Here is an 18998-nt window from a genome sequence, read left to right as displayed (position 1 = left end):
TCCCCGGTTCGCGGTTCGGTTCGCACTGGTGGTTCGCTGCCCGGTTCGCGCTTGGGTCGCAGACGGCCATTTCCGGTTCGTGCTGCCGCTCGGCGCGAGTGGCCGGGATCGCCGACCGGGTCGGGGGTCTCGGCGGGTGGGTGCTCGGCGACATCTCTTCTCAGAGGGGTGATCTCCGGTGAGCGCTGCGCTGGTGCTCCTGCCGCTGGCCGCGCTGCTCACGCCGGTGCAGCTCCTCGAGCTGATCCCGCCCCTGGCGCTCGCTGGCGCCGGGCTCGCCGGCGGCCTGGTCGTCGCTGCGCGGGCTGGTGCGGTGCGGCGCACGCTGCGTACCCGTGTCCGGGTCGGGCTGCTGCCGGCGGACACGTTCGATCCCAGCGCGCAGTCGGTGGAGAGCTTCGCTGCGCAGCTCGCGCGCACCCGGCGGGTGCTGCGCGACTGGCTCGACGCGCCGGCCAGCGCGGTGCGGCTGCTGCTGGACCATGACGCGGATGCTGTGATGCGCTATCGCGCGGAGCTGCCCGCTCGGGACCTGCCGGTCCTGCACGCGGCCGTCAGCCACTACCCCGACGTACAGCTGCGCGAGCAGCTCGACGACGTCACCGCTGGGGACCGGCCGGCTGTCGTGGACGGCAGGCTGCATGTCGCTCGGGCTGAGCTGGTGCTGGCCCGTCCCTCGTCGCTGTCGCTGGCGGACGTGAGCCTGGACCCCGACCCGCTGCAGTCCGTCGCGGCCGTGATGGCGTCCGTTCGGGCTGACCTGGGCGATCGGGTGACGGTGGCGATCGACCTGCGCCCGGTCGCGCCTGGCCGCCGTCGGCGGCTGCGACGGCGGCTGATCCGCCAAGCCCGCCATGCCGGCAGCCAGCCGACCGTCGCTGACATCCTGCGCGGCCCTGACGCGGCCCGTAGGCGGCGTCAGCCCGAACCGGCGGACCTGGTCGCCCGGCGCGCTGAGGTCAGAGCGCTGGCCGGCAAGCTCGGCACCCCGCAGCCGCTGCTGGCCATCCAACTGCTGCTGCGCTGCGAGTCGAAGATGGACGGCCGCCAGCAGCGGCACCTGCACGCGCTGCTGTCGTGCTTCGACGCGCTCGCTGGAGAGAACCATCTGCGCGTCGTCGGCGTGCGGATTCCCGGCGTCGCGTTCCTGGGCTCCGACCTGCCGCTCGTGCGCGGCCGGTTCGACCGGCGGATGCGCACCGGGCGGTTCGCCCCCGCGCGCCGCCAGCTCGTCACCGTTGCCGAGGTCGCGGGCCTGTTGAAGCCGCCGACGGTCAACTGCCGCGCCCCCAACGTCGAGCGCTCCGGCGGGACGGTCGCGCCGCCGCCGCCGGGACTGCCGACCTTCACGACCGATCGCCGCGACCTGATCCCGCTCGGCGCCGTGCCGACCCCGCAGGGCGGCGAGCGGCTGGTCGGCGTCCGCGTCGCGGAGACGATCTTCAGCTACCTGTCCGGCCGCAGCCGCTACGGCAAGACCGAGACAGGGCTGGTGCAGTTCGTGCACCTGGCGCGCAGCGGCCACGGCGGCCTGTTCCTGGACCCGCACGCCGACGCGATCAACGCCGCCAAAGCGTTCCTGACCGACGCCGGGATCGCCGCGCGCGTGATCGAGGTCGACCTGTCCGACCTCGCCGGCCGCCACGGCCAGCCGGGCTGGAACCTGTTCGGCGTCCACGGCCGCCCATCCTGGGAAGCCAGCGAGCGCGTGGAGGCGGTCGCGGACGCGTTCGCCGCCGCGTTGGGTTGGGATGAGCGCAACACCCGCGCGCTGAACCTGATCACGCAGGCCGCACAAGCGCTGACCGAGCTGGCGCTCGTGCTGCCGCCCGACCTGGCGCCGACCCTGTTTCAGGTCTCGACGTTGCTGTCTGACGACGCATGGCGCCAGACGATCCTGCCGCACGTCTCACGGCCGACGCGCGCGTTCTTCGAGGATCGTTTCCCACGGTTGACGCCGGAGGCCATCACGCCGGTCACCAACCTCGTCGACCGGCTGCGCGTCGCGCGACCGGTCGCGGCGTTGCTGGGCCAGCCCGTCTCGACGCTGGACCTGCGCGCCGCGATGGACGACGGCAAGATCGTGCTCGCCTGCCCAGGCTCGGGCGGCACCCGCGACCGGCTCGTCGCCGCGTTCCTGGTCTACGAAGTGCTGCACAGCATCAAGGCCCGGTCGCAAATGCCGGCAGCGACACGGCGGCCGTGGTGGTTGTTCCTGGACGAGTTGCAGTCCTACGACTCGCCGAACCTGCCCGCGCTGCTGGAGCAGTCGGCGAAGTACGGCGGGCGCGCGTTCCTGTTCAACCAGAACCCCGAACGGCTGTCCAGCGCGACGTTGAACGCGGTCACGACCAACCGCTCACACCTCGGCACGATGGCCGTCAACGCGAAGGCCGCCGGCCTGCTGACACGCGAATGGGGCGGCACGCCCGAGCCCGCGACGCTCACGAAGCTGCCGCAGTACAGCTACCTGGCGCAGGTGACGCTCGGCGCCCGGGTGCGCGCACCGTTCCTGGTGCGCGGCGTCACGGCGCGCGAGCTGCACGCCGACGCCTACCACCCCGACCGCGTCCCCGAGCTGAACGCGACGATCGATCGCGTGACGGGCCGCGCCCCGGTCGGCACCGTCCTCGCTGCGCTGGACGACCACGACGCCCGTATCGCCGACCACCTGCGCCACCGCCGCTACGGCCATCCCGACGGCGCGGCCGACGGCGGCGGGGCGGCGCCTGGCGCGCTGCCGGCGCTGCCCGCGTTCGAGGAGCCGGACCGGTGACGGCCGCCGGCTGGACACGACGGCTGCCGTGGGTCGCGGTCGAAGTGCTGGAGTCGATCTACCAGCACCGGCTGCTGAGCACGGTGCAGGTGCACGCGATCCATACGCCGGACGCGTCGCGGCGCTGGACGCAGCGGCTGCTGGGCGAGCTGGCCGGCTCCGGGCTGCTCGACGTTGCGCGGGGACCGCGCACCGTCGGCGTGTGGTTTGTGACCGAAGCCGGCGCCGCCGCCGTCGAGCAGGTCACCAGCCGCACCGAGCCGCGTCGCAAGCTGATCACCCCGGCGCAGGCCGCCGGCCAGTTGCAGGCGCACACGCTGGCCGTCAACGAGGTCGGCATCGCCTACCTGCACGCCGCCCGCCAGCGCGGCGACGAGTTCGGGCCGCTGTCCTGGCGCCACGAGATCGCGCACACGATCGGCACCGCGCCCGGCCGGCGCGGCAGCACCGAGCAGGTCATCGCCGACGCCCTCATCAGCTACCTCGCCGCCGACGCCGACGCTGTCACCCAGCACCAGCGATTCCTCGAATTGGACCGCGGCACGATGCCCGTCGAGGCGCTGCTGGGCAAGCTGCGCGGCTACCAACGCCTGCGCGACTACACCCCGCCGCCAGGCGGCAGACACGGCGGCGCGCCTGAGCCGGCATGGCGCACCTGGTACCCGTCCGGGCTGCCCGCCGTCCAGCTCGTCTTCGCCGGCAAGCCCCGCCCGCAGCTTGAGCGGCGCGCGCAACTGCTGCTCGCGCTGCGCGCTGCCGACCCGGCCCTGCGCGGCGACCGCACGCTGCGCGTGCAACTCACGCTCCTGGAAGACCTGAGCCGCCACGGGCCGTTCGCGCCGATCTGGCTGCGCGCCGAAGACCCGACCGCCCGCGTCGACTGGCTCGGCAAGCCGAAGGGGGCCAGACGGTAGACCACCTCGACAGCCCTGACCCGGACCGTTGGCGGCTGCTGGCAGGCGACGCGCTGCAACGGCTGCGCGAGCTGCCCGATGACAGCGTCGACGCCCTCGTGAGCGACCCGCCGTACGGGATCGACTTCAAGGGCATCCGCTGGGACGGCGCCACGATCCGCGAGACCGCCGCCCGCCGCACCGGCCGCCGGCTCACGTCCGGGCAGGCGTTCGCCGCATGGACGCAAGCCTGGGCCAGCGAAGCGCGCCGCGTGCTCAAACCCGGCGCTCACGCTGTCGTCTTCGGCGCGCCACGCACCTTCCACCGCCTCGCGTGCGGGCTGGAAGACGCCGGCCTCGACGTCCGCGACGTGCTGTGCTGGATGTACGGCACCGGCGTGCCGAAGTCCCGCCGCCTGCCCGGCGGACGCTCAACCACGCTCAAGCCAGCGTGGGAACCGATCCTGCTCACCCGCCGCCCGACCGCCGGCACGGTCGACGCCAACCTCGACCGCTACCGGACCGGCGAGCTGAACATCGACGCCGCCCGCATCGACGGCCGCTACCCACCCAACGTCGCGCTCGGCCACAGCGCCAACTGCACGGCCGACACGTGCACGCCGGACTGCGCCGCCGCGCTAATCGACCGCGCCGCTGCCGCGACGCTCTCCCCGGCATCGACCGCCCAGCGCACGAGCCGCATCTTCTGGTCCACCAAAGCCACCCGCGCCGAGCGCGACGCCGGCCTGGACCACCTCCCAGCGCGCGCCTTCGACCTGTTCCCCGATGCGCCGCGCCGGCCGCGTACGCGCGCGGCGCGCAACCCGCACCCGACTGTCAAGCCGCTGGCGCTGATGCGCTGGCTCGTGCGCCTGACCGTCCCCGACGGCGGGCTCGTCCTCGACCCGTTCACCGGGTCCGGCAGCACCGGCTGCGCAGCCGTACTGGAAGGCCGCCGGTTCATCGGCATCGAGATCGACCCCGCCTACGCACGCGTCGCCACCGCTCGCCTGCGGCACTGGGACAGACAGGCGGCCGACCCCGGCCCTTTCGACCGGTGCCGCCGATGACCCCCGACCGCCCGCAGGAGATCACCGTCGTGCGGCTGGCCGACGAAACCATCGAGCAGCTCGCCGACCGCGTCGCCGACCTGCTGGCCGACCGACCCACACCACCCTCCGCGTCCCCATCGTCGTCCAACCCTGCCGGGCTGCTGTCCGCCGCGCAGGTGTCAACGTGGTGGGGCGTCGAGCGCGGCTGGGTCTACCAACACGCCGACCAACTCGGCGCCATCCGCCTCGGCGCCGGCCGCCGCCCACGCCTGCGCTTCGACCCCGACCGCGTACGACGCGCGATGGGCGACCCCGACGACACCCGACGAAAGCGATGACCCCAGCTCCACATTCGCACCACATAAACCTCGTCTTCGCGGCTCATGTTCGATTACCGCGGATTCAAGAAATTAGCTTGGCTTGCGTGGTGAGCAGAGCTATCGTCGTTGAACACCACAAAGACCGGCCGGGAACGCTGCAACGTCCCCGGCCGGAGCGCCGAAGGTCAGGGACTTCGGCACTGAGAAGTCTAAGGCCATCGTCGTTATCACGTCAATGGCATACACGACAGCTCAGCGTCAGCCGGCTTTCGTCGCCTCGAATTCAAAGGAGGTGACATACCGATGGTGAGAGAGCGCACGGTCGCCAGAAACGTGATCGAGCGGTTCTTCGACGAGTCCGTGTTCGTCCTGCGCTTCACCGCGTACCACGAGCGGCAGTACGTGACGCTCGGCACCCGCCAAGAGGGATGGGACGACAAGAGAGCGATCGAAGAGCGCGACAACATCATGGCCGATGTGCGCCGCGGGATATGGGTTCCGCCCGACCGCAACAAGGGTAAGCAGGACAAGCGCCGTCAGGAGATCGCCGCAGGTCCCGTCACCGTGCCGACGTTCAGCGCATTCGCGCGTCGTCGCCTCGCCGGCCGCGACGGCGAGGTCGGCAAGCGCACGATCGAACATGACGAGTGGGCGCTCACGCTGCACTTGGAGCCGTTCTTCGCGCACACCCCGCTGGACAAGATCGACACCGAGATGGTCGACGACTACCGCCGGCACAAGGTCGCGCAGTCCAGACAACGCGCTGAGGCGATCAAGCGCGGCAAGCCGCTGCGAAACCATCGCGGTGATGTCCTGCGACCCCTCGCCGCAACCACGATCAACACGACCATTGACGAGCTGCAAGCGATCCTCGCGCTCGCCGGCGAGTACAGACACATCAGCGAAAACCCCGCCGAGGGCAGAAGACGCCGTCTCACCGAACCACCGAGACGACCGGTCCACCTCGACACGGCTGACGCGATCCGGGCGATGCTGGACGCGGCCGAGTTTCTCGACCGCACCCCGCGCTACCGAGCCACAGACCGCCACGCGATCGTCGCGACGCTGATATTCGGAGGCGAGCGCGCCACCGAGTTGTGCGAGCTGAGGTGGCGTGACATCGACCTCGTCCTCAGACGGACCGAGACCGGCTCAAAGACACAGGCCGGCATGCGCGAGATCGACCACCTGCCGATCCTGCAACAGGCCCTCGCCAGACACAAGGCAGCCAGCAGACACACCCAACCCGACGACCTCGTCTTCGCGACCAACACCGGCGGGATGCGCGACAAGGACAACCTCCGCAACCGCATCCTCGCACTCGTGATCGAACTTGCGGACGCGCTGCTGATTGAACGCGGTCAGCGACCGCTGCCGAAGGGCGTCACGCCCCACAAGCTGCGCCACACGTTCGCGTCGATCCTCGTCGCGTGCGGGGTGGATCCGGCGACGGTGATGTACCTGCTCGGCCATACCGACCCGAAATTCACGCTGCGCGTCTACACGCACATGATGAATCGAAGCCCGCAGGAGCGCGCTCGCCTCAGAGCACTCGTCTACTGCGAGCCGCTTGACGACCAAGACGCGCCGCCTGACGCACTGGCGGCGTAGCGACCAACCCAATGGCTGGGGCCGCCGTCCCCGCGTCCCCGCAACCTCAGGACAGGAGACATCACCATGCCGATCATCGACGACACCCTCACGACGCTCAAGGCCCGCCGTGAGGAGATCAACACCGACGTGCAGGACGCGCGTGCCGAGGTCGAGGCGAAGATTGCGGACAAGGTCGCTGATCTGAACGAGCTGAACGCCGTCATCAGAGCAATCGAGCGTCAGCAGGGCGCCACCGCCACGACCGGCGGCACCCACGCGCCGCGCGGTCAGAACCGCGACAAGATCCTGTCCATGATCGCCGACGGGCCGAGAACGTCGAGAGCGATCTCCGACGCGACGGGAATCGGACGCGGATCGGCAGACCGCACGCTCAAGCAGCTGGAGGCCGCTGGCGAAGTCAGCAAGACCTCCGACGGATGGGTCGTCGTCCCGGCGGCCAAGTGAGCGGACCGATCCACCGGGCGGGGCCACACGACCTCGCCCGCGGACCGGCCGTGCGCCTACTGGGTGGACCGAAATAGGGCAGCTCAAATCGGAGGGCGGAAACGATGGGCTCAATTCTCGGAATCCTCATCCTCGCATTCATCGGCGCATGGCTTCTGGGCGGAGTGCTCCTGCGCGTCTTCGGCCTGCTGCTGCTCGTGCTCGCCGTCTTCGGGCTGGCCTTCACCGGCGACGTAGTCATGGGCCTCGTGGTCCTCTAGAGGTCCGATTGAGGAGACACCGCGAGCCCCTGCGCCTGCTCTTCGGTGCGGTGCTCTGGCTCGCCGGCCACTGGCACTACGCCTACCGTTGGCATGAGTACGCCTCGCCGCTCGCCCAGCGCGTCTTCCAGCAGATGCTGCCCACCCGGATGGACCCGACGCGAGGCTGGGGGGTTCCCCTCCACGTGATCGAGCCCGCCCCGCCGCGCCCCGAGCGTAGGTCCATCCGCAAACGCTCGCGCCCCGCCCGTCGCGATTGACCTCTCGGACCTCGCACTTGCACACGGGGATGCGCGAGCGTCATGCTTTGCGCATGCCTACGGTGGGAGCTGAAGATCGCTTCGAGCAGCGCTACACGCTCCACCTGAAGGATCTTCTCTCCGAACACGGGCAGTTCGTTCGCTACGAGAACGACCGGGCTGCGCTCGACTTAGGGCTCCATCTCTACGACCCGAACGCAGGCGCTGGCGTCCTCAGCCAGAATCGCGTCTGGTTTCAGCTCAAGGGCATCACCAACTCGCGCCTTGGCGTGGAGCAACTCGGTGCGGCTGTAAAGGTTTCGGTCACCGGTTTGCGAACGGATCACATCCGGTACTGGTTCGCGCATGCCGAGCCGGTGTACTTGGTGGTATTCGTCGAGGCGATGGACCGGTTCCTCGCTGCCGATATCCGCGACTTGGTCGAGCCGCGCGGCGGCCTTCGGTGGCTGAACGAACTCGACAGCAAGAAACAGAGAACCGTCACGCTTCACGTACCGGTCGCGGCGACGCTTGAGGCTGCCCTCGCTCAGATGCCGCGACACCGGAGCATGCGCCTGGATGGCCCTCCATTTCGAGGTCGGCCACTCGGTCACCGGCTGGATCCGATGCGGTGCGAACTCAATCCGCTCCCACCGGCCGACTTCGATGAGATGGCCACGCGACTCCTCGACGCACACGACTTCGTGCCGGCCAGCGAGATTGACGCTGCGCTCTTCGGCGACGTGGGCTCCGTGCGGGCGGTGGTTGGTCGCCTTCATCGCACCTACGAGTGGACATGTCCTCTTTTCACTCAGTTCGGCATCGACGAGGACAGCAACTTCCGGACTGAGTCGCAGCCATTCTTCGCGCACGGCGACGTTCTCGTCGTCGTGCATTCCGAAGTCATAGCTACCCCGCGGTCGTCGGACTTGCTCAAGGCGCTGGTTACCGAGCTTCAGTGTCAGGGCGTAGAGAAGGCGTTGGTCATGTTCAACGCCTCCGAAGGGGCGCAGCCCGCGCTCTTCGGCGGGTGGCGCGTTGCCCTTCCGTCGATGGTCCACGTGCCGCAGGGCCTTGGCAGCCTCGCCTTCAATCTCCTCACTGCCACGAGCATCTACTTCGAGTTCCTCGATCGCGTCTCGTGGGGCATGCTCAACTACCGCTGAATACCTGGCACCCTTGCCGCAGCGCGGCGTCACAGCGGCTCGTAGCCGGCCAAGGGGCCGGCTGCGGCAACCGACGAGGCGCGGCGCGCCATGTTGGGTTGTTCATCGCGGATCGCTCGCTCGAAGACTGGGAACCGTGTTCGCTCCGCGGGAGCACAAAGTCGCGTCAGGAGATCTCCTCGACCGGCGGGTAGGTTTGCTGATGGATGCTGCGATAGACGATGAGTTGGTCCTCTATGTGACGCAGCTTCATGCGAAGTGCCTCGACCTCAGCGGGCGCTATGCCTTCCTCTTCGATGAGCGGCCTGCTGTTGGTGCTCTCGACCCCTGCGAGTTGCTTCATCGCGACGCTACACGCGTCCACCGCTTTGACGAAAGTGCGCCTCGCGCGCTCGAGCGCCGCTGTTGGCGTCTCGTCTTCCGTGACCGGTTCCGGCGATGCGTCTTCCGTTTCGGGCGGAAAGACCCGTCGCAACCAGTCGGTGCTCATGCGAGCATGCTGACCACCGCTCGCATCTCTAAGAATCGTGCCGGTGTCGTCGACCATGCGCGGTATCTCGCTGGCGCGTCCGTCCACGGCGGCGCGGTGGAGGATGCGCAGGCCGTGCTCGGAGCGCATGAGAACGCTCAGAATCGTTGAAGGTCGGCGGGTATCACGGACACCGCGCTGGCTGCCTCGGTCATCGCGGCCGAGCACGCCGTAGCCGATGAGCCAGTAGGCCCCGCGCACTGCAAGCTCGCGCGCGGCTCGTCCGGGCTTTCCATGATGGAGTTCCTCAACGGCAGCTTCAAGCAGTTCTTCGAGAGGTTCTGTCGTGACGTCCCACGGCTCGGTCAGCTCCGTGAGAACGTAGGTCCTCTGGAGCGCTGCTCGGACGCCTGAGACAGACGAGCCTCCGAGCGTCGACACGCGCATCGATCGAAGGATCAGCTCGCAAAACACGCCCATCCGAAGTTCCTGTCGGGCACGGCTCTTGCGTGAGACTCGGCGGATCGCTCGACCAGTGATGTCGTAGACGCCCTGGGTCGGGCGAGTCGCCAAATGCACGAGGTGCGCGGCCCGAGTGTCCAGGTGCCCACTGAATCCCCGGCTGACGAGATCGCGAACTGGAATGAGGCCAGCGAGGTATTCGTGTTGGGCCTCCGTCAGCTTTCGGGCGTCTCGCAGTTCGTCGAGAACGGCGGCGCCGTAGGTGTCGTACGTTCCGGCGTCGTCCCATGGCTTTGGCGGATCGACGTGTGTCAGGCCTATGTACGACCGGACCGCTGAGGCAAAATCGACGTCGGAGTGCTCGTCAGCCTCGAAGGCAACCACGACGAAGGCCGGAATGTTGAGGACACGAGCCTGAGCAACCTCGTCCTCAGAGACCTCTGCTTCGCTACGTCCGTAGATCTGACGAACGCGAGCCGTCGCATCGTTCAATGCGCGACGGTCATGTGGGAACCGGTAGAGGATGTCTCGACCCGTAACGCCGAGGAGTCGCTGCGCCGCGGTCACGCGGCTGCTGCCATCGACGGCCATCAGGACCGTGACTTCGTCCTTAGCGCCTGCGCTTATCGTCGCAGGCGCGAGGATGACCGGAGAGATGACGCCCTCTCTCGCAATGCGTGGGGCGAGGTCGTTGAGGTCCTTCAGATACTCGATCAGGCGGTCGTAGGCCCAGATCGCGTGCTGATGGTCCTCGACTCTCAAGAACAGCTCGTCATTGAGTGGGCTGCTGACGATCTCAGTAAGAGGGCGGTACTTGGTCGCCTCAGAAGTTCCCGGTGCCGTCTCGACCGGATAGCGAAGACGGCTTGCCTGGCGAGGATTGACCGGCCACGCCGCTACCGCGAGCGCGTTGACCTCGGCATTGAATGCCAGCAGACGACCGCCTGGAACGCGAAGCGTGATGATTCCAGGCGAGGATCCCGAAGGGGTTGAGCCGAGTCGTCGCCGGATCGCAGCGGGATCGCTAACGGCGCGCGCGATGGCCGCTGCGGCCGCCTCGCTCACGCTCAGCTCACGAAGCCGGTCGGCGAGGCGGGTCAGGGCGGCCGGGGTGGGCGGAGCGTTGAGCTCGACCAGCGGCGTGCCCGGTTCAGTTTCGTCCGTGGAGGTGGAGGTGGGGTCGGCAGATGGGGAAAAGTCAGTCGTCATGTCGCATCTCGGGAGGTCAGAGCTTCTCGATGAGAGTGATGATGGCTTCGAGCTGACGGAGGCCGGGAACCGATCCGTTCGCGATGTCGATCGTCGCCCGGATCGTCAGAGCGCCGCCGACGATGCACCCCATGAGCCGCCAGAAAACGCGGTAGAGCACCCAGCTCCGAAAATCGAGGCTTTGCGCGCGGATCAGTCTGCGAGTCGCCTCCTCGCGGACAGAAAAAGTAGACGCCGGCTCGCGTCTTCGCTGTAAGCGGCACATTCGAGCAGCCGATCAGTCGCACCACCCTCGCTCGCGCTCGGTTCGACAGGGAAGGTGCAGTGTGCTGTCTGGGTCATCGCTCATGCCAATGCCTCCGTCGCTCCGATCGATTTCGGACCTTGTCTCAAGGCCCTCTGTCGACACCGGGAGCGAACCGGATGTACACGCGCCCCGCTCTGCTCTGCCGTCCTAAGGACCGGCTTGAACAAGCGGCCAAGCTGCTGACGTCAGCACTCCTTCAGCGCGGCCTAGATCGATTCTAGGTCTGGCTTACAGGTAGGAGCCCGAAGAGTCCAAACCTGTGGGCGTATGACGACATCAGCATGAACGATGTCGAGGCGAAGTGTAGGGCGCGGGCGGACGCTCCGCAACTTGTCGACCGGCGACGAACGCCGGCACGTACTCGCCGGGGATGGTGGCGGTGATGAACGGGCTCATCAGTCGCCTCCTGTGCCTGCGGCGAGCAGTTCGAGGCGGCGCAGGCGACGGTGGATCGTCGCGAAGGCGTGGGCGTAGCGTTCGCGCACGAGCGACTCGAAGTATTCGCGTGCAAGCCGTTCCGCCGCTTCGTCGGCGGCGAGCCGCATCAGCGTCGCCTCGCGGATGTACTGCGCTTTGGAGATGCCGTCGCGCTCAGCGCGTGCCTTCAGCCAGGTCCAGCCTCCGCCGCCGAACCGGACCGTCGTGGCGCGCATCATGGTCTCGCACCCCCGGCGGCGGTCGCCTCGATCTCGATGTGGTGCAGCAGTGGGAGAAGGTCGCGAATGTCGTCGGTCGCGGTGCGGAGCTGGTCGATGTCGGCTTTGGCGTGTGGGTATGCGGTGCTGCTGTCGCTGAGGTGTTCGGCGGCGTCTCGGATCGCTTGGTGAACGGCGAGGGCAAGTACCTCGCGCTCGCCGGAGATCTCGATGGCGCGGGGCATAGCGGAGAAGTCGAGCTGCTCCAACAGTTCGTCGATGTCGAGGAGGTCGGAGCGGGACTCGCGCACGGCCTCCAGGCGCTCGTCTTCGGGCTCGCTGACGGCTGCGCGGTGCAGGGCGTCGGCCTTGACGCTGAAGAGCGTCAGGAGCGCGTCGAAGATCGCCGGGAGGTGACTGGGCGATATCGCAAGCATCGCGCGCATCAGCTCTCACCCCTTCGCCGTGTCGTCGCTTCATCGAACGCGGTCGTCATGACACGTCCTCGATCGCGTTCCAGAAGTCGGCGAGTCGGGTCTCGAAGAGGGCGATCAGTTCGGAGAGGGGGACGTTGAGGCCGGTGGCGACCTTTCGCAGGATGCGGAAGGTCGGGTTGATCTCGCCGCGCTCGATCGCGCCGACGTAGTTGCGATGCAGCCCGCTGTAGAGGCCGAGTTGCTCCTGCGACATTCCGCGGCGCGCGCGGGTCTCGCGTACGGCCGCGCCGAACACGATGTGCTCCTGCCCCTGCACTCGCGACTTGCTTCTCTTTCGCTTGGCCATCGCCGTCACGCTCCTCTCGGTGCGGCGGCGAGTTGGGCAAGCAGGTTGCAGCACAGTGCGATGACCTCGTCGCAGTGCTCCATCTCGCCGTTGGGGTCGTGGCGGGGGTGGGTGCTGGAGCGTGCGAGCTTGAGCAGTCGTCTGCTCGCGTGGCGGATGATTCGCCGCAGCACACGGATGATCTGGGCGGCGGGCATGTTGAGGGGGAACTGCGCGTTGGTGGTGCCGGGCCTCCAGCCGTGGAGATCGTCCATCAGTGCGAAGACCGCTTCGTAGTCGTGTCGCAACTGCTCGGCGTCTGTGTAGCGACGCTGCGTGAACGCGATTTCGATCTCGGGCATGTCGGCTTGGAGATCTCGCTCCAGCTCCACGCAGAGCGCGGTCCGCTGGTCGTAGGTGAGCGTGAGCGCCATCGGTCACACCTTCCCTCGTCCGTCGGCACCGAGACACCTGTTCGGTGCGTCGGAGGGCGGCGTCGCGCTCAACGGCTCACCGCCGACGCCGACAGGTCGTGCGTCGCTGGGCGTATCGGCGAGCAGCTTGTAGCCGATGGCGCGTTCGTTGACGATCCAGGTGCCGCCGTCTCCGCCGAGCTTCTGACGCAGACGGATGGCGTGGGTATCGAGGGTGCGGGTCGACGTCGCGTCTCGGTAGCCCCAGACGGTGTTCAGCAGTTCGGAGCGGTGGAACACGCGGTGCGGGTCAGACGCCAGGATGCGCAGCAGGTTGAACTCGGTCGGGGTCAACTCGACCGGCCGGTCGTCGAGCGTCACGGCGCGTTTGCGTGCGTCGATCATGAGCGGGCCGACGTGCAGCAGTGACGGGACTGTCCCTTGCGCCTCGGCCCAGCGCAGGCGCTCCTGCGCGCGGTCGCGTGCCAGCGGTGGCAGCGAGAGCGAGTACGTATCGCGCGGGTCGATCGCAGCCCAGCCGATCTGGTCCAGCAGCAGCCAGTCCGTCTCCAGCCGCGTACGGGTCTCGCGCGCGTGAGCGAAGTCGCCGGAACGGATCGCAGCGGACAGGCTCTCAGTGAGCGGGCCGAGGTCGATGAACGTTTGCATCCGCAGGCGATCACGCTGCTCGCGGTTGATCTGCCAGGGCGCCGCCAGGAACGCTGGTCTCCGGGCGTCCTCGGTGTCGAGAACAATGACGTCGAAGCCGGGCGTGTCGAGGACGCCGACACTGCTGAGGCCGATCCCGAGCACGTTGAGGAACCCCGGGAGCCGTGCCGCCGCGTCGGTGACGATCGCCAGCACGTGCGAGCATGCCTCGGCGTCCTCGGTGAATCCGTCGATAGCGGCGAGTGGCCCGATCGGTGCGTCGTCCGACCACGCTCTGAGGCGTGCCAGCGCGCGTCCGCCGAGATACCCGAGCGCGAGCGCCAGCTGCGCGTCGGGCATGGTGAGGACGAACCGATCCCCTTCGTCCTCGGCGTCCCATCCGATGTCGTCCAGGAGGCGGCTGACGGCCTCGAGCCGCGGTCGCAGCGCCTGAGCGAGCTCGTAGTCGTCTGACTCGAACGCGGTCGCGATCTCGCCGAAGCTCAGCACGGCCTCGGCGTGCAGCGCGTCACGTCTGAGGCGATCGATGGCGATCTCCATTACGATCACACCCACGGGGGAGTTGTCGAGATCGTCCGCAGGAGCATGTCGAGCGTCTCGCGCACCGACGGTGTGGTCCGCCGCGCCTCGGCTGCTTCTCCGCCGTGCGCGTCGTCGATGAGCCGATCGCTCTCGGCTGGCTTCGTCGCATGTGTCATCGCCAACGCCTCCTATGCCTCTGGCGTGAACGCGAGCAGTGCGGCCGCCGTGACCGACGTGCCTGCGAGGAGCAGGAGCACGTCACGGTCCGGCGCCTCGAACGTCTTGGCGAGCGGATCGGTGCCCTCCCCCCAACCGAGTCGGTCCAACGCGTCCATCAGCGAGTCGTACTTCGGGCGAAGCTCGCGGGCGAGTTCCCAGCTGTCGTTCTGAATCGCGAGCGCGCTGTCCTCGCAGATGCCGGACAGTGCGATGAGCACGTTGCGGCGCAGGTCGTGGCGCTCGGCGCGGGTGATCTGATGCGGCATGTGTGCGTCGCCTCCTTGAAAGGCTTCGACGGCACGTCAGGCGCGAGACCAGCGGGCAGGCGAACGTGCGCGCGCCTCACCGAGGTGCGCGACAATCGATCTGCTACCGGAGGGTCCTTGAACCTTCGGTGCCACGGCCCCGGGGTGATTGCAGTCATCGCCGGGGCCACCTATTTGCAGGGGCGGGCACCATAACTCGCGTCCACGGTGCTAGCCACCACGAATCGGGCCGAATCCAGCCGCATCGGCAGCGATCTGACAAATTTCTGCCACTAGTGGCAGAAAGTGGCGTCGATTCGGGCCGTTTTCCGGCGATCCCTGAAACGACGAAACCCCCGCGCTAGCAGGGGTTTCGTTGGTATGGAGCTAGCCGGGCTCGAACCGGCGACCTCCTGGGTGCGATCCAGGCGCTCTCCCAGCTGAGCTATAGCCCCATGAAATGCGCGCCTTGCTGGGGTGCAGGCTCGCGGGTCTGCGTAGTGTAGCCGGAAGGCGGGAGGGGTGGCGTGTGGGGGTTGGGTGGCGGACCTGGGCGGTCGGGGTCTGCGGAGAAGCGCCTGCAGAGTAGGCGTGCGCCTGCACCGGCCACCTCCGACCGCTCGGTGGGTAGGATGGGCTCTCATGGGTCTGCTGGACGACGCGATCCGCGAGCATCTGGAGCTGAAGCGCCGGCGCGGTGCCGACCCGGCTGAGGTCGCCCGCGCCGAGCAGGACGCGCTTGGCCCGGTGCGGCGCGAGCCGGAAGCCGATTCGGTGCAAGAAACCGTGCAGGAAGAGCCGCACGTGTCCGCGCGCGACGAAGGCGGCGCGTACCCGGAGCACGACGTCGCGCCGACCGGGGAGCATGCGGTTGGGCATGGTTCCGCCGCGCATGAGTTCGCGCCCGAGGAGGAGACACGGATCCTGCCTCCGGACGAGCGCCAGGCCCCGGCGACGGGCGCTGGCTCCGCGGCCGACGAGCCGCGCCCCGAGGACGAGCCGCGCTACGCCGACGAGCCCACCGCTCACGAGCCGCACGCTCACGAGCAGTCGGCGGTCCCCGCCCCCTACGCCGACGAGCCGCCGCCGCACGTCGATCCGCCGCCGCGCACCGAGCCTTCCACGCATGTGCAGCCACCGTCGGAATCGTCGACGCCGCCGCACGGGGACCCGGTGCATGACGAGCCGGTCGATCCGCGGCACAGCGACATCGTCCACCAGCCGACGACCGAGTGGCGGATCGAGGACGAGGACGAGCCGTTCGCGCCCGAGCCGGCGGCTGAGGAGCCGAAGGACGAAGACGTCCTCGAGGAGACGCCGGACTTCCTCCAGGAGACGCCCGAGCACGACCGTCTCTGGTTCGAGCAGAGACCGCCGCGCGACTTCGACTTCGACGACTGAACGCCGCCGCGCAGCAGGACTAAAGTCCCGCAACCGGTCTGCCGATACACCGGTTGCCTGGTGGGCTTGGACTCCCACCGCGGAGGGCAAGGACGCGAGGAGGGGGCGCTCCGGCCGGGGCGCCCCCTGCCTCACGACACTAGAAGTTCCCCCGCAGCCGCGCCGCTTCCACGACCCGCTCGATCCCGAGCGAGAACGCCGCCACTCGCAGTGACGTGCCCGGTTTGCGCGCCGCGCGCTCCGACACCTCGCGGTACGCGCGCCGCATGATCGTGCCGAGCCTCTCGTTGACCTCGCGCTCGTCCCAGCGGAAGTGCTGCAGGTTCTGCACCCACTCGAAGTACGACACCACGACGCCGCCGGCGTTCGCCATCACGTCGGGGACGATGAACACGCCGCGCTCCTGCAACGCCAGGTCGGCCTGCGGGGTCGTCGGGCCGTTCGCGCCCTCCAGCAGCAGTCTGCAATCCAACAGATGAACGTTGCTCGCGTGGATCATCCCGCCGAGCGCCGCCGGCACGAACACGTCGCACGGCGTCGCCAGGAACTCCTCGCCGCCGATCGCCTCGACGCCGTCGGCCTCGTACTCCGCCAGGCGGCCGCCGCCGCGCACGTACGCGGCCAGCGCTCCGGTGTCGAGTCCGCGCTCGGCGCGGATCGAGCCGGTCGCGTCGGACACCGCGATCACCCTCGCGCCCAGCTGCTGCATCAGCCGCCCGACCCACGAGCCGACGTTGCCGAACCCCTGGATCGCGACCGTCGCCTCCGACGGCACCAGGTTGACCGTCGGCGCCGCCTCGCGAAACAGGTAGACGAGGCCGCGCGCGGTCGCGGCCTCACGGCCGTACGAACCCTCCAGCGCGATCGGCTTGCCGGTCACGATCGCCGGCGTATAGCCGTGGCCCTTGCCGTACTCGTCCATCATCCACGCCATCACCTGCGCGTTGGTGTTCACGTCCGGCGCCGGGATGTCGCGGGTCGGGCCGAGCACCTTGTCGATCCGCTGCATGTACGCGCGCGTCAGCTTCTCCAGCTCGGCCGCGTCGAGCAGCCTCGGATCGCAGTCGATGCCGCCCTTGGCCCCGCCGAACGGGATCCCGGCGATCGCCGTCTTCCACGTCATCAGCCCCGCCAGCGCGCGGAACTCGTCGAGGTCGACCTCCGGGTGAAAGCGCACGCCGCCCTTGAACGGCCCGCGCGCGCCGTTGTGCTGCACGCGGTAGCCCGAGAACGTGCGGATGCGGCCGTCGCGCAGCCGCATCGGGATCGCCACCTGCACCTCGCGGTACGGCCGCAGCAGCACGTCGCGGAGATCGTCTTGCAACGCCAGCTCGTCGGCGGCGAGGTGGAAGTAGTGGCGGACGAGCTCGAAGCTCGAGAGCTCCGCCTGCGCGGTGGTCTGCATCGTGTCCGGCACGCTATCCGTTGCCGGGGACCGCCATGCGGTTCGTGTCGCCTATGCCGCCGACGCCCGCGCCGCGTACGTCCGCAGTGCGCTCACGCTCCCGGCGTCATACGCCGGCGCGGCGGGAACGGCTCGCGCAACCGTCGTCAGCAGCGCGTCGACGCTGGACGGCAGCCGCTCGCGCACGGCCGCGTCGATCGGGCCCAGCACCGCTATCAGGTGCGCGCTGTTGGGTCGATCGAGGCCGAGCTGCTTGATCAGCGCGCCCAGCTCCCGCTCCGCGTCGGACGGCGTCAGCGCGCTCGCGTCGATCGCCAGCGTCGCGTCGGCATGCCCGTCGAAGTGGCGCGCGTACGCCTCCAGCAGCGCGGGCGCGCGCGTCAGCTCGTCGGCGAACGCGAGCGTGACGAAGTGCCGTGCGCCGAGCAGCGGATCCGACGGCGAGCGCCGCGGCCGCGCCGTCAGCGCGTCGTTCAGCAGCGTGCGCGCCGGCTCGCACCACGGGTCGGTCGCGGCGGCGCGCGCGGCCAGCGCCATCCCCGCCCGCGCGTCGCCGCGCGCCATCGCGGCGCGTGCGTCGCCGAAGATCCGGCGCGCGTCGGCGCGCTCCGCGTCGGTCACGCCGACCAACTCGGAGAACGGGTCGTCGGTGGCGGCCAGCAGCCGTCGCGCGGTCTCGCCGAACGCCTGCCATATCTCACCCAGCTCGCTCAGGAACGAGGACTCGGACGTCGTGTGGCGCAGGAACCAGCGCTGGAACGCGAGCGTCTCGCGCAGCCGCGTCGCGCGGTCCGACGGCGGGCGCGCAAGCGACTCCAATATGCCCGGCACCTCGGGCAGCCACTCGACGTCGGCGACCGTCGCGGCGCGCACGGTCAGCCACCAGCCGGCCCGGGGTATCTGGGGCGGGATCGGCGTCAGCTGGTCGCGCAGCGCCGAGCGAACCATGATCGACGACGCCGCGATGCACTCCTCCCGCAGCAGCTGCCCGACGGGTCGCCCGCGCGGGGGATCCATCTCCAGCTCGGCCGGCCACAGCGACGGCGTGCTCGTCGGCTCGCCGCCGCGCGGCAGCAGCTCGGAGTAGACGAGGCCGACCTCGGGGCGCCGCCGCATCAGCGCCGCCTGCGCGGTCAGCCGCCCGCGCGGCCAGCGGTCGCCCGCGACGAGCAGGGCGAACAGCTCTCCGCGCGCCTCGCGCAGCGCGCGGTCCAGCGCGGCGGTCGGCCCGGCGTGCGGCTGGCGCAGCACGCGGATGCGGCCGAGGAAATGCTCGCTGTAGGCCTCGAGCAGCTCGGGCGTCGCGTCGCGCGAGCCGTCGTCGACGACGATCAGCTCGGTGAAGTCGGCGGGATAGTCCTGCGCGAACACGTCGTCGAGCGTCACGCCGATGCGATTGGCGTCGTCATGGGCGGTGACGAGAACGCTGACGTGCGGGGGGCGCATGCTCGCGATGATCGTCGCGGCCGGTGCGGACTTGAGCAGTTCCCGGGGAACGGGCCCGTTCGCGGACGCG

The 18998-nt window shown here is 69.2% G+C and carries 20 protein-coding genes and 1 tRNA gene; 9 read left to right on the top strand and 12 right to left on the bottom strand.

The annotated features are described in order from the left end of the window. The first annotated feature begins 178 nt into the window (after positions 1 to 178). From Q7L65_RS25995 to Q7L65_RS25960, 8 genes are all read left to right on the top strand, one after another. A complete protein-coding gene (locus Q7L65_RS25995) occupies positions 179 to 2776 on the top strand; it encodes a hypothetical protein (protein ID WP_304726136.1) in 2598 nt (865 codons plus the stop codon). Further along, complete coding sequence (locus Q7L65_RS25990; protein ID WP_304726135.1) at positions 2773 to 3690, top strand: replication-relaxation family protein; 918 nt, start codon at positions 2773 to 2775, stop codon at positions 3688 to 3690. The genes Q7L65_RS25995 and Q7L65_RS25990 overlap by 4 nt, the downstream gene beginning before the upstream one ends. Before the next feature lie 98 nt (positions 3691 to 3788). Further along, a complete protein-coding gene (locus tag Q7L65_RS25985; RefSeq protein WP_304726133.1) occupies positions 3789 to 4739 on the top strand; it encodes a site-specific DNA-methyltransferase in 951 nt (316 codons plus the stop codon). After that, on the top strand, positions 4736 to 5059 hold the full coding sequence (locus Q7L65_RS25980) for a hypothetical protein (protein ID WP_304726131.1): 324 nt from the start codon (positions 4736 to 4738) through the stop codon (positions 5057 to 5059). The genes Q7L65_RS25985 and Q7L65_RS25980 overlap by 4 nt, the downstream gene beginning before the upstream one ends. A 285-nt stretch (positions 5060 to 5344) precedes the next feature. Beyond that, positions 5345 to 6652, top strand: a complete 1308-nt coding sequence (locus Q7L65_RS25975; RefSeq protein ID WP_304726128.1) for a tyrosine-type recombinase/integrase — start codon at positions 5345 to 5347, stop codon at positions 6650 to 6652. A gap of 66 nt (positions 6653 to 6718) precedes the next feature. Then, positions 6719 to 7099, top strand: coding sequence for a helix-turn-helix domain-containing protein (locus Q7L65_RS25970; protein ID WP_304726125.1), 381 nt, complete (start codon positions 6719 to 6721; stop codon positions 7097 to 7099). A 104-nt stretch (positions 7100 to 7203) separates the two neighbouring features. Further along, the gene (locus tag Q7L65_RS25965) at positions 7204 to 7359 is read left to right on the top strand and encodes a hypothetical protein (RefSeq protein WP_304726123.1); all 156 of its coding nucleotides are present in this window, start codon (positions 7204 to 7206) and stop codon (positions 7357 to 7359) included. A 313-nt stretch (positions 7360 to 7672) separates the two neighbouring features. Then, entirely contained in the window at positions 7673 to 8764 is a 1092-nt protein-coding gene (locus Q7L65_RS25960; protein WP_304726122.1) for a DUF4365 domain-containing protein, read from the top strand. A 166-nt stretch (positions 8765 to 8930) separates the two neighbouring features. Here Q7L65_RS25960 and Q7L65_RS25955 read toward each other — a convergent pair whose 3' ends face one another. From Q7L65_RS25955 to Q7L65_RS25910, 10 genes are all read right to left on the bottom strand, one after another. After that, a complete protein-coding gene (locus Q7L65_RS25955) occupies positions 8931 to 10904 on the bottom strand; it encodes a hypothetical protein (RefSeq protein ID WP_304726120.1) in 1974 nt (657 codons plus the stop codon). A gap of 16 nt (positions 10905 to 10920) precedes the next feature. After that, positions 10921 to 11064 (bottom strand): hypothetical protein, encoded by a 144-nt coding sequence (locus Q7L65_RS25950; protein ID WP_304726117.1) that lies wholly within the window; start codon positions 11062 to 11064, stop codon positions 10921 to 10923. 542 nt (positions 11065 to 11606) lie between these two features. Next, a complete protein-coding gene (locus tag Q7L65_RS25945) occupies positions 11607 to 11867 on the bottom strand; it encodes a hypothetical protein (RefSeq protein WP_304726114.1) in 261 nt (86 codons plus the stop codon). Further along, the gene (locus Q7L65_RS25940) at positions 11864 to 12292 is read right to left on the bottom strand and encodes a hypothetical protein (RefSeq protein ID WP_304726110.1); all 429 of its coding nucleotides are present in this window, start codon (positions 12290 to 12292) and stop codon (positions 11864 to 11866) included. The genes Q7L65_RS25945 and Q7L65_RS25940 overlap by 4 nt, the downstream gene beginning before the upstream one ends. 46 nt (positions 12293 to 12338) lie before the next feature. Continuing rightward, a complete protein-coding gene (locus Q7L65_RS25935) occupies positions 12339 to 12629 on the bottom strand; it encodes a helix-turn-helix domain-containing protein (RefSeq protein ID WP_304726109.1) in 291 nt (96 codons plus the stop codon). A 5-nt stretch (positions 12630 to 12634) separates the two neighbouring features. Further along, a complete protein-coding gene (locus Q7L65_RS25930) occupies positions 12635 to 13042 on the bottom strand; it encodes a hypothetical protein (RefSeq protein WP_304726107.1) in 408 nt (135 codons plus the stop codon). Between the two features lie 3 nt (positions 13043 to 13045). After that, entirely contained in the window at positions 13046 to 14230 is a 1185-nt protein-coding gene (locus tag Q7L65_RS25925; protein ID WP_304726105.1) for a winged helix-turn-helix domain-containing protein, read from the bottom strand. A gap of 5 nt (positions 14231 to 14235) precedes the next feature. Further along, entirely contained in the window at positions 14236 to 14388 is a 153-nt protein-coding gene (locus tag Q7L65_RS25920) for a hypothetical protein (RefSeq protein ID WP_304726103.1), read from the bottom strand. Positions 14389 to 14400: 12 nt separating this feature from the next. Next, positions 14401 to 14697: a hypothetical protein gene (locus Q7L65_RS25915; RefSeq protein ID WP_304726101.1), complete on the bottom strand. Its 297-nt coding sequence runs from the start codon at positions 14695 to 14697 to the stop codon at positions 14401 to 14403. A gap of 361 nt (positions 14698 to 15058) precedes the next feature. Further along, positions 15059 to 15131: transfer RNA gene (locus tag Q7L65_RS25910), tRNA-Ala, on the bottom strand. A gap of 187 nt (positions 15132 to 15318) precedes the next feature. Between Q7L65_RS25910 and Q7L65_RS25905 the strand changes: the two genes are divergently transcribed. After that, complete coding sequence (locus Q7L65_RS25905) at positions 15319 to 16077, top strand: hypothetical protein (RefSeq protein WP_304726099.1); 759 nt, start codon at positions 15319 to 15321, stop codon at positions 16075 to 16077. A gap of 139 nt (positions 16078 to 16216) precedes the next feature. Here the strand turns inward: Q7L65_RS25905 and Q7L65_RS25900 are convergent, their stop codons facing one another. Together Q7L65_RS25900 and Q7L65_RS25895 are read right to left on the bottom strand one after the other, a co-directional pair. Further along, the gene (locus Q7L65_RS25900; protein WP_304726097.1) at positions 16217 to 17482 is read right to left on the bottom strand and encodes a Glu/Leu/Phe/Val dehydrogenase; all 1266 of its coding nucleotides are present in this window, start codon (positions 17480 to 17482) and stop codon (positions 16217 to 16219) included. A 51-nt stretch (positions 17483 to 17533) separates the two neighbouring features. Next, complete coding sequence (locus tag Q7L65_RS25895; protein ID WP_304726096.1) at positions 17534 to 18928, bottom strand: glycosyltransferase family A protein; 1395 nt, start codon at positions 18926 to 18928, stop codon at positions 17534 to 17536. Positions 18929 to 18998: the final 70 nt, after the last annotated feature.

The organism is Conexibacter sp. CPCC 206217, assembly GCF_030646165.1.
GTDB lineage: Bacteria > Actinomycetota > Thermoleophilia > Solirubrobacterales > Solirubrobacteraceae > Conexibacter.
This window is presented reverse-complemented; position numbering and strand designations above follow the sequence as displayed.

Excerpts from the sequence above, each read along its gene's own strand:
- Q7L65_RS25895 (WP_304726096.1), bottom strand. The coding sequence starts at position 18,928 with ATGCGCCCCCCGCACGTCAGCGTTCTCGTCACCGCCCATGACGACGCC.
- Q7L65_RS25915 (WP_304726101.1), bottom strand. The coding sequence starts at position 14,697 with ATGCCGCATCAGATCACCCGCGCCGAGCGCCACGACCTGCGCCGCAAC.
- Q7L65_RS25965 (WP_304726123.1), top strand. The coding sequence starts at position 7,204 with ATGGGCTCAATTCTCGGAATCCTCATCCTCGCATTCATCGGCGCATGG.
- Q7L65_RS25900 (WP_304726097.1), bottom strand. The coding sequence starts at position 17,482 with ATGCAGACCACCGCGCAGGCGGAGCTCTCGAGCTTCGAGCTCGTCCGC.
- Q7L65_RS25930 (WP_304726107.1), bottom strand. The coding sequence starts at position 13,042 with ATGGCGCTCACGCTCACCTACGACCAGCGGACCGCGCTCTGCGTGGAG.
- Q7L65_RS25920 (WP_304726103.1), bottom strand. The coding sequence starts at position 14,388 with ATGACACATGCGACGAAGCCAGCCGAGAGCGATCGGCTCATCGACGAC.
- Q7L65_RS25945 (WP_304726114.1), bottom strand. The coding sequence starts at position 11,867 with ATGATGCGCGCCACGACGGTCCGGTTCGGCGGCGGAGGCTGGACCTGG.
- Q7L65_RS25905 (WP_304726099.1), top strand. The coding sequence starts at position 15,319 with ATGGGTCTGCTGGACGACGCGATCCGCGAGCATCTGGAGCTGAAGCGC.
- Q7L65_RS25955 (WP_304726120.1), bottom strand. The coding sequence starts at position 10,904 with ATGACGACTGACTTTTCCCCATCTGCCGACCCCACCTCCACCTCCACG.
- Q7L65_RS25975 (WP_304726128.1), top strand. The coding sequence starts at position 5,345 with ATGGTGAGAGAGCGCACGGTCGCCAGAAACGTGATCGAGCGGTTCTTC.
- Q7L65_RS25970 (WP_304726125.1), top strand. The coding sequence starts at position 6,719 with ATGCCGATCATCGACGACACCCTCACGACGCTCAAGGCCCGCCGTGAG.
- Q7L65_RS25925 (WP_304726105.1), bottom strand. The coding sequence starts at position 14,230 with ATGGAGATCGCCATCGATCGCCTCAGACGTGACGCGCTGCACGCCGAG.
- Q7L65_RS25960 (WP_304726122.1), top strand. The coding sequence starts at position 7,673 with ATGCCTACGGTGGGAGCTGAAGATCGCTTCGAGCAGCGCTACACGCTC.
- Q7L65_RS25980 (WP_304726131.1), top strand. The coding sequence starts at position 4,736 with ATGACCCCCGACCGCCCGCAGGAGATCACCGTCGTGCGGCTGGCCGAC.
- Q7L65_RS25935 (WP_304726109.1), bottom strand. The coding sequence starts at position 12,629 with ATGGCCAAGCGAAAGAGAAGCAAGTCGCGAGTGCAGGGGCAGGAGCAC.
- Q7L65_RS25940 (WP_304726110.1), bottom strand. The coding sequence starts at position 12,292 with ATGCGCGCGATGCTTGCGATATCGCCCAGTCACCTCCCGGCGATCTTC.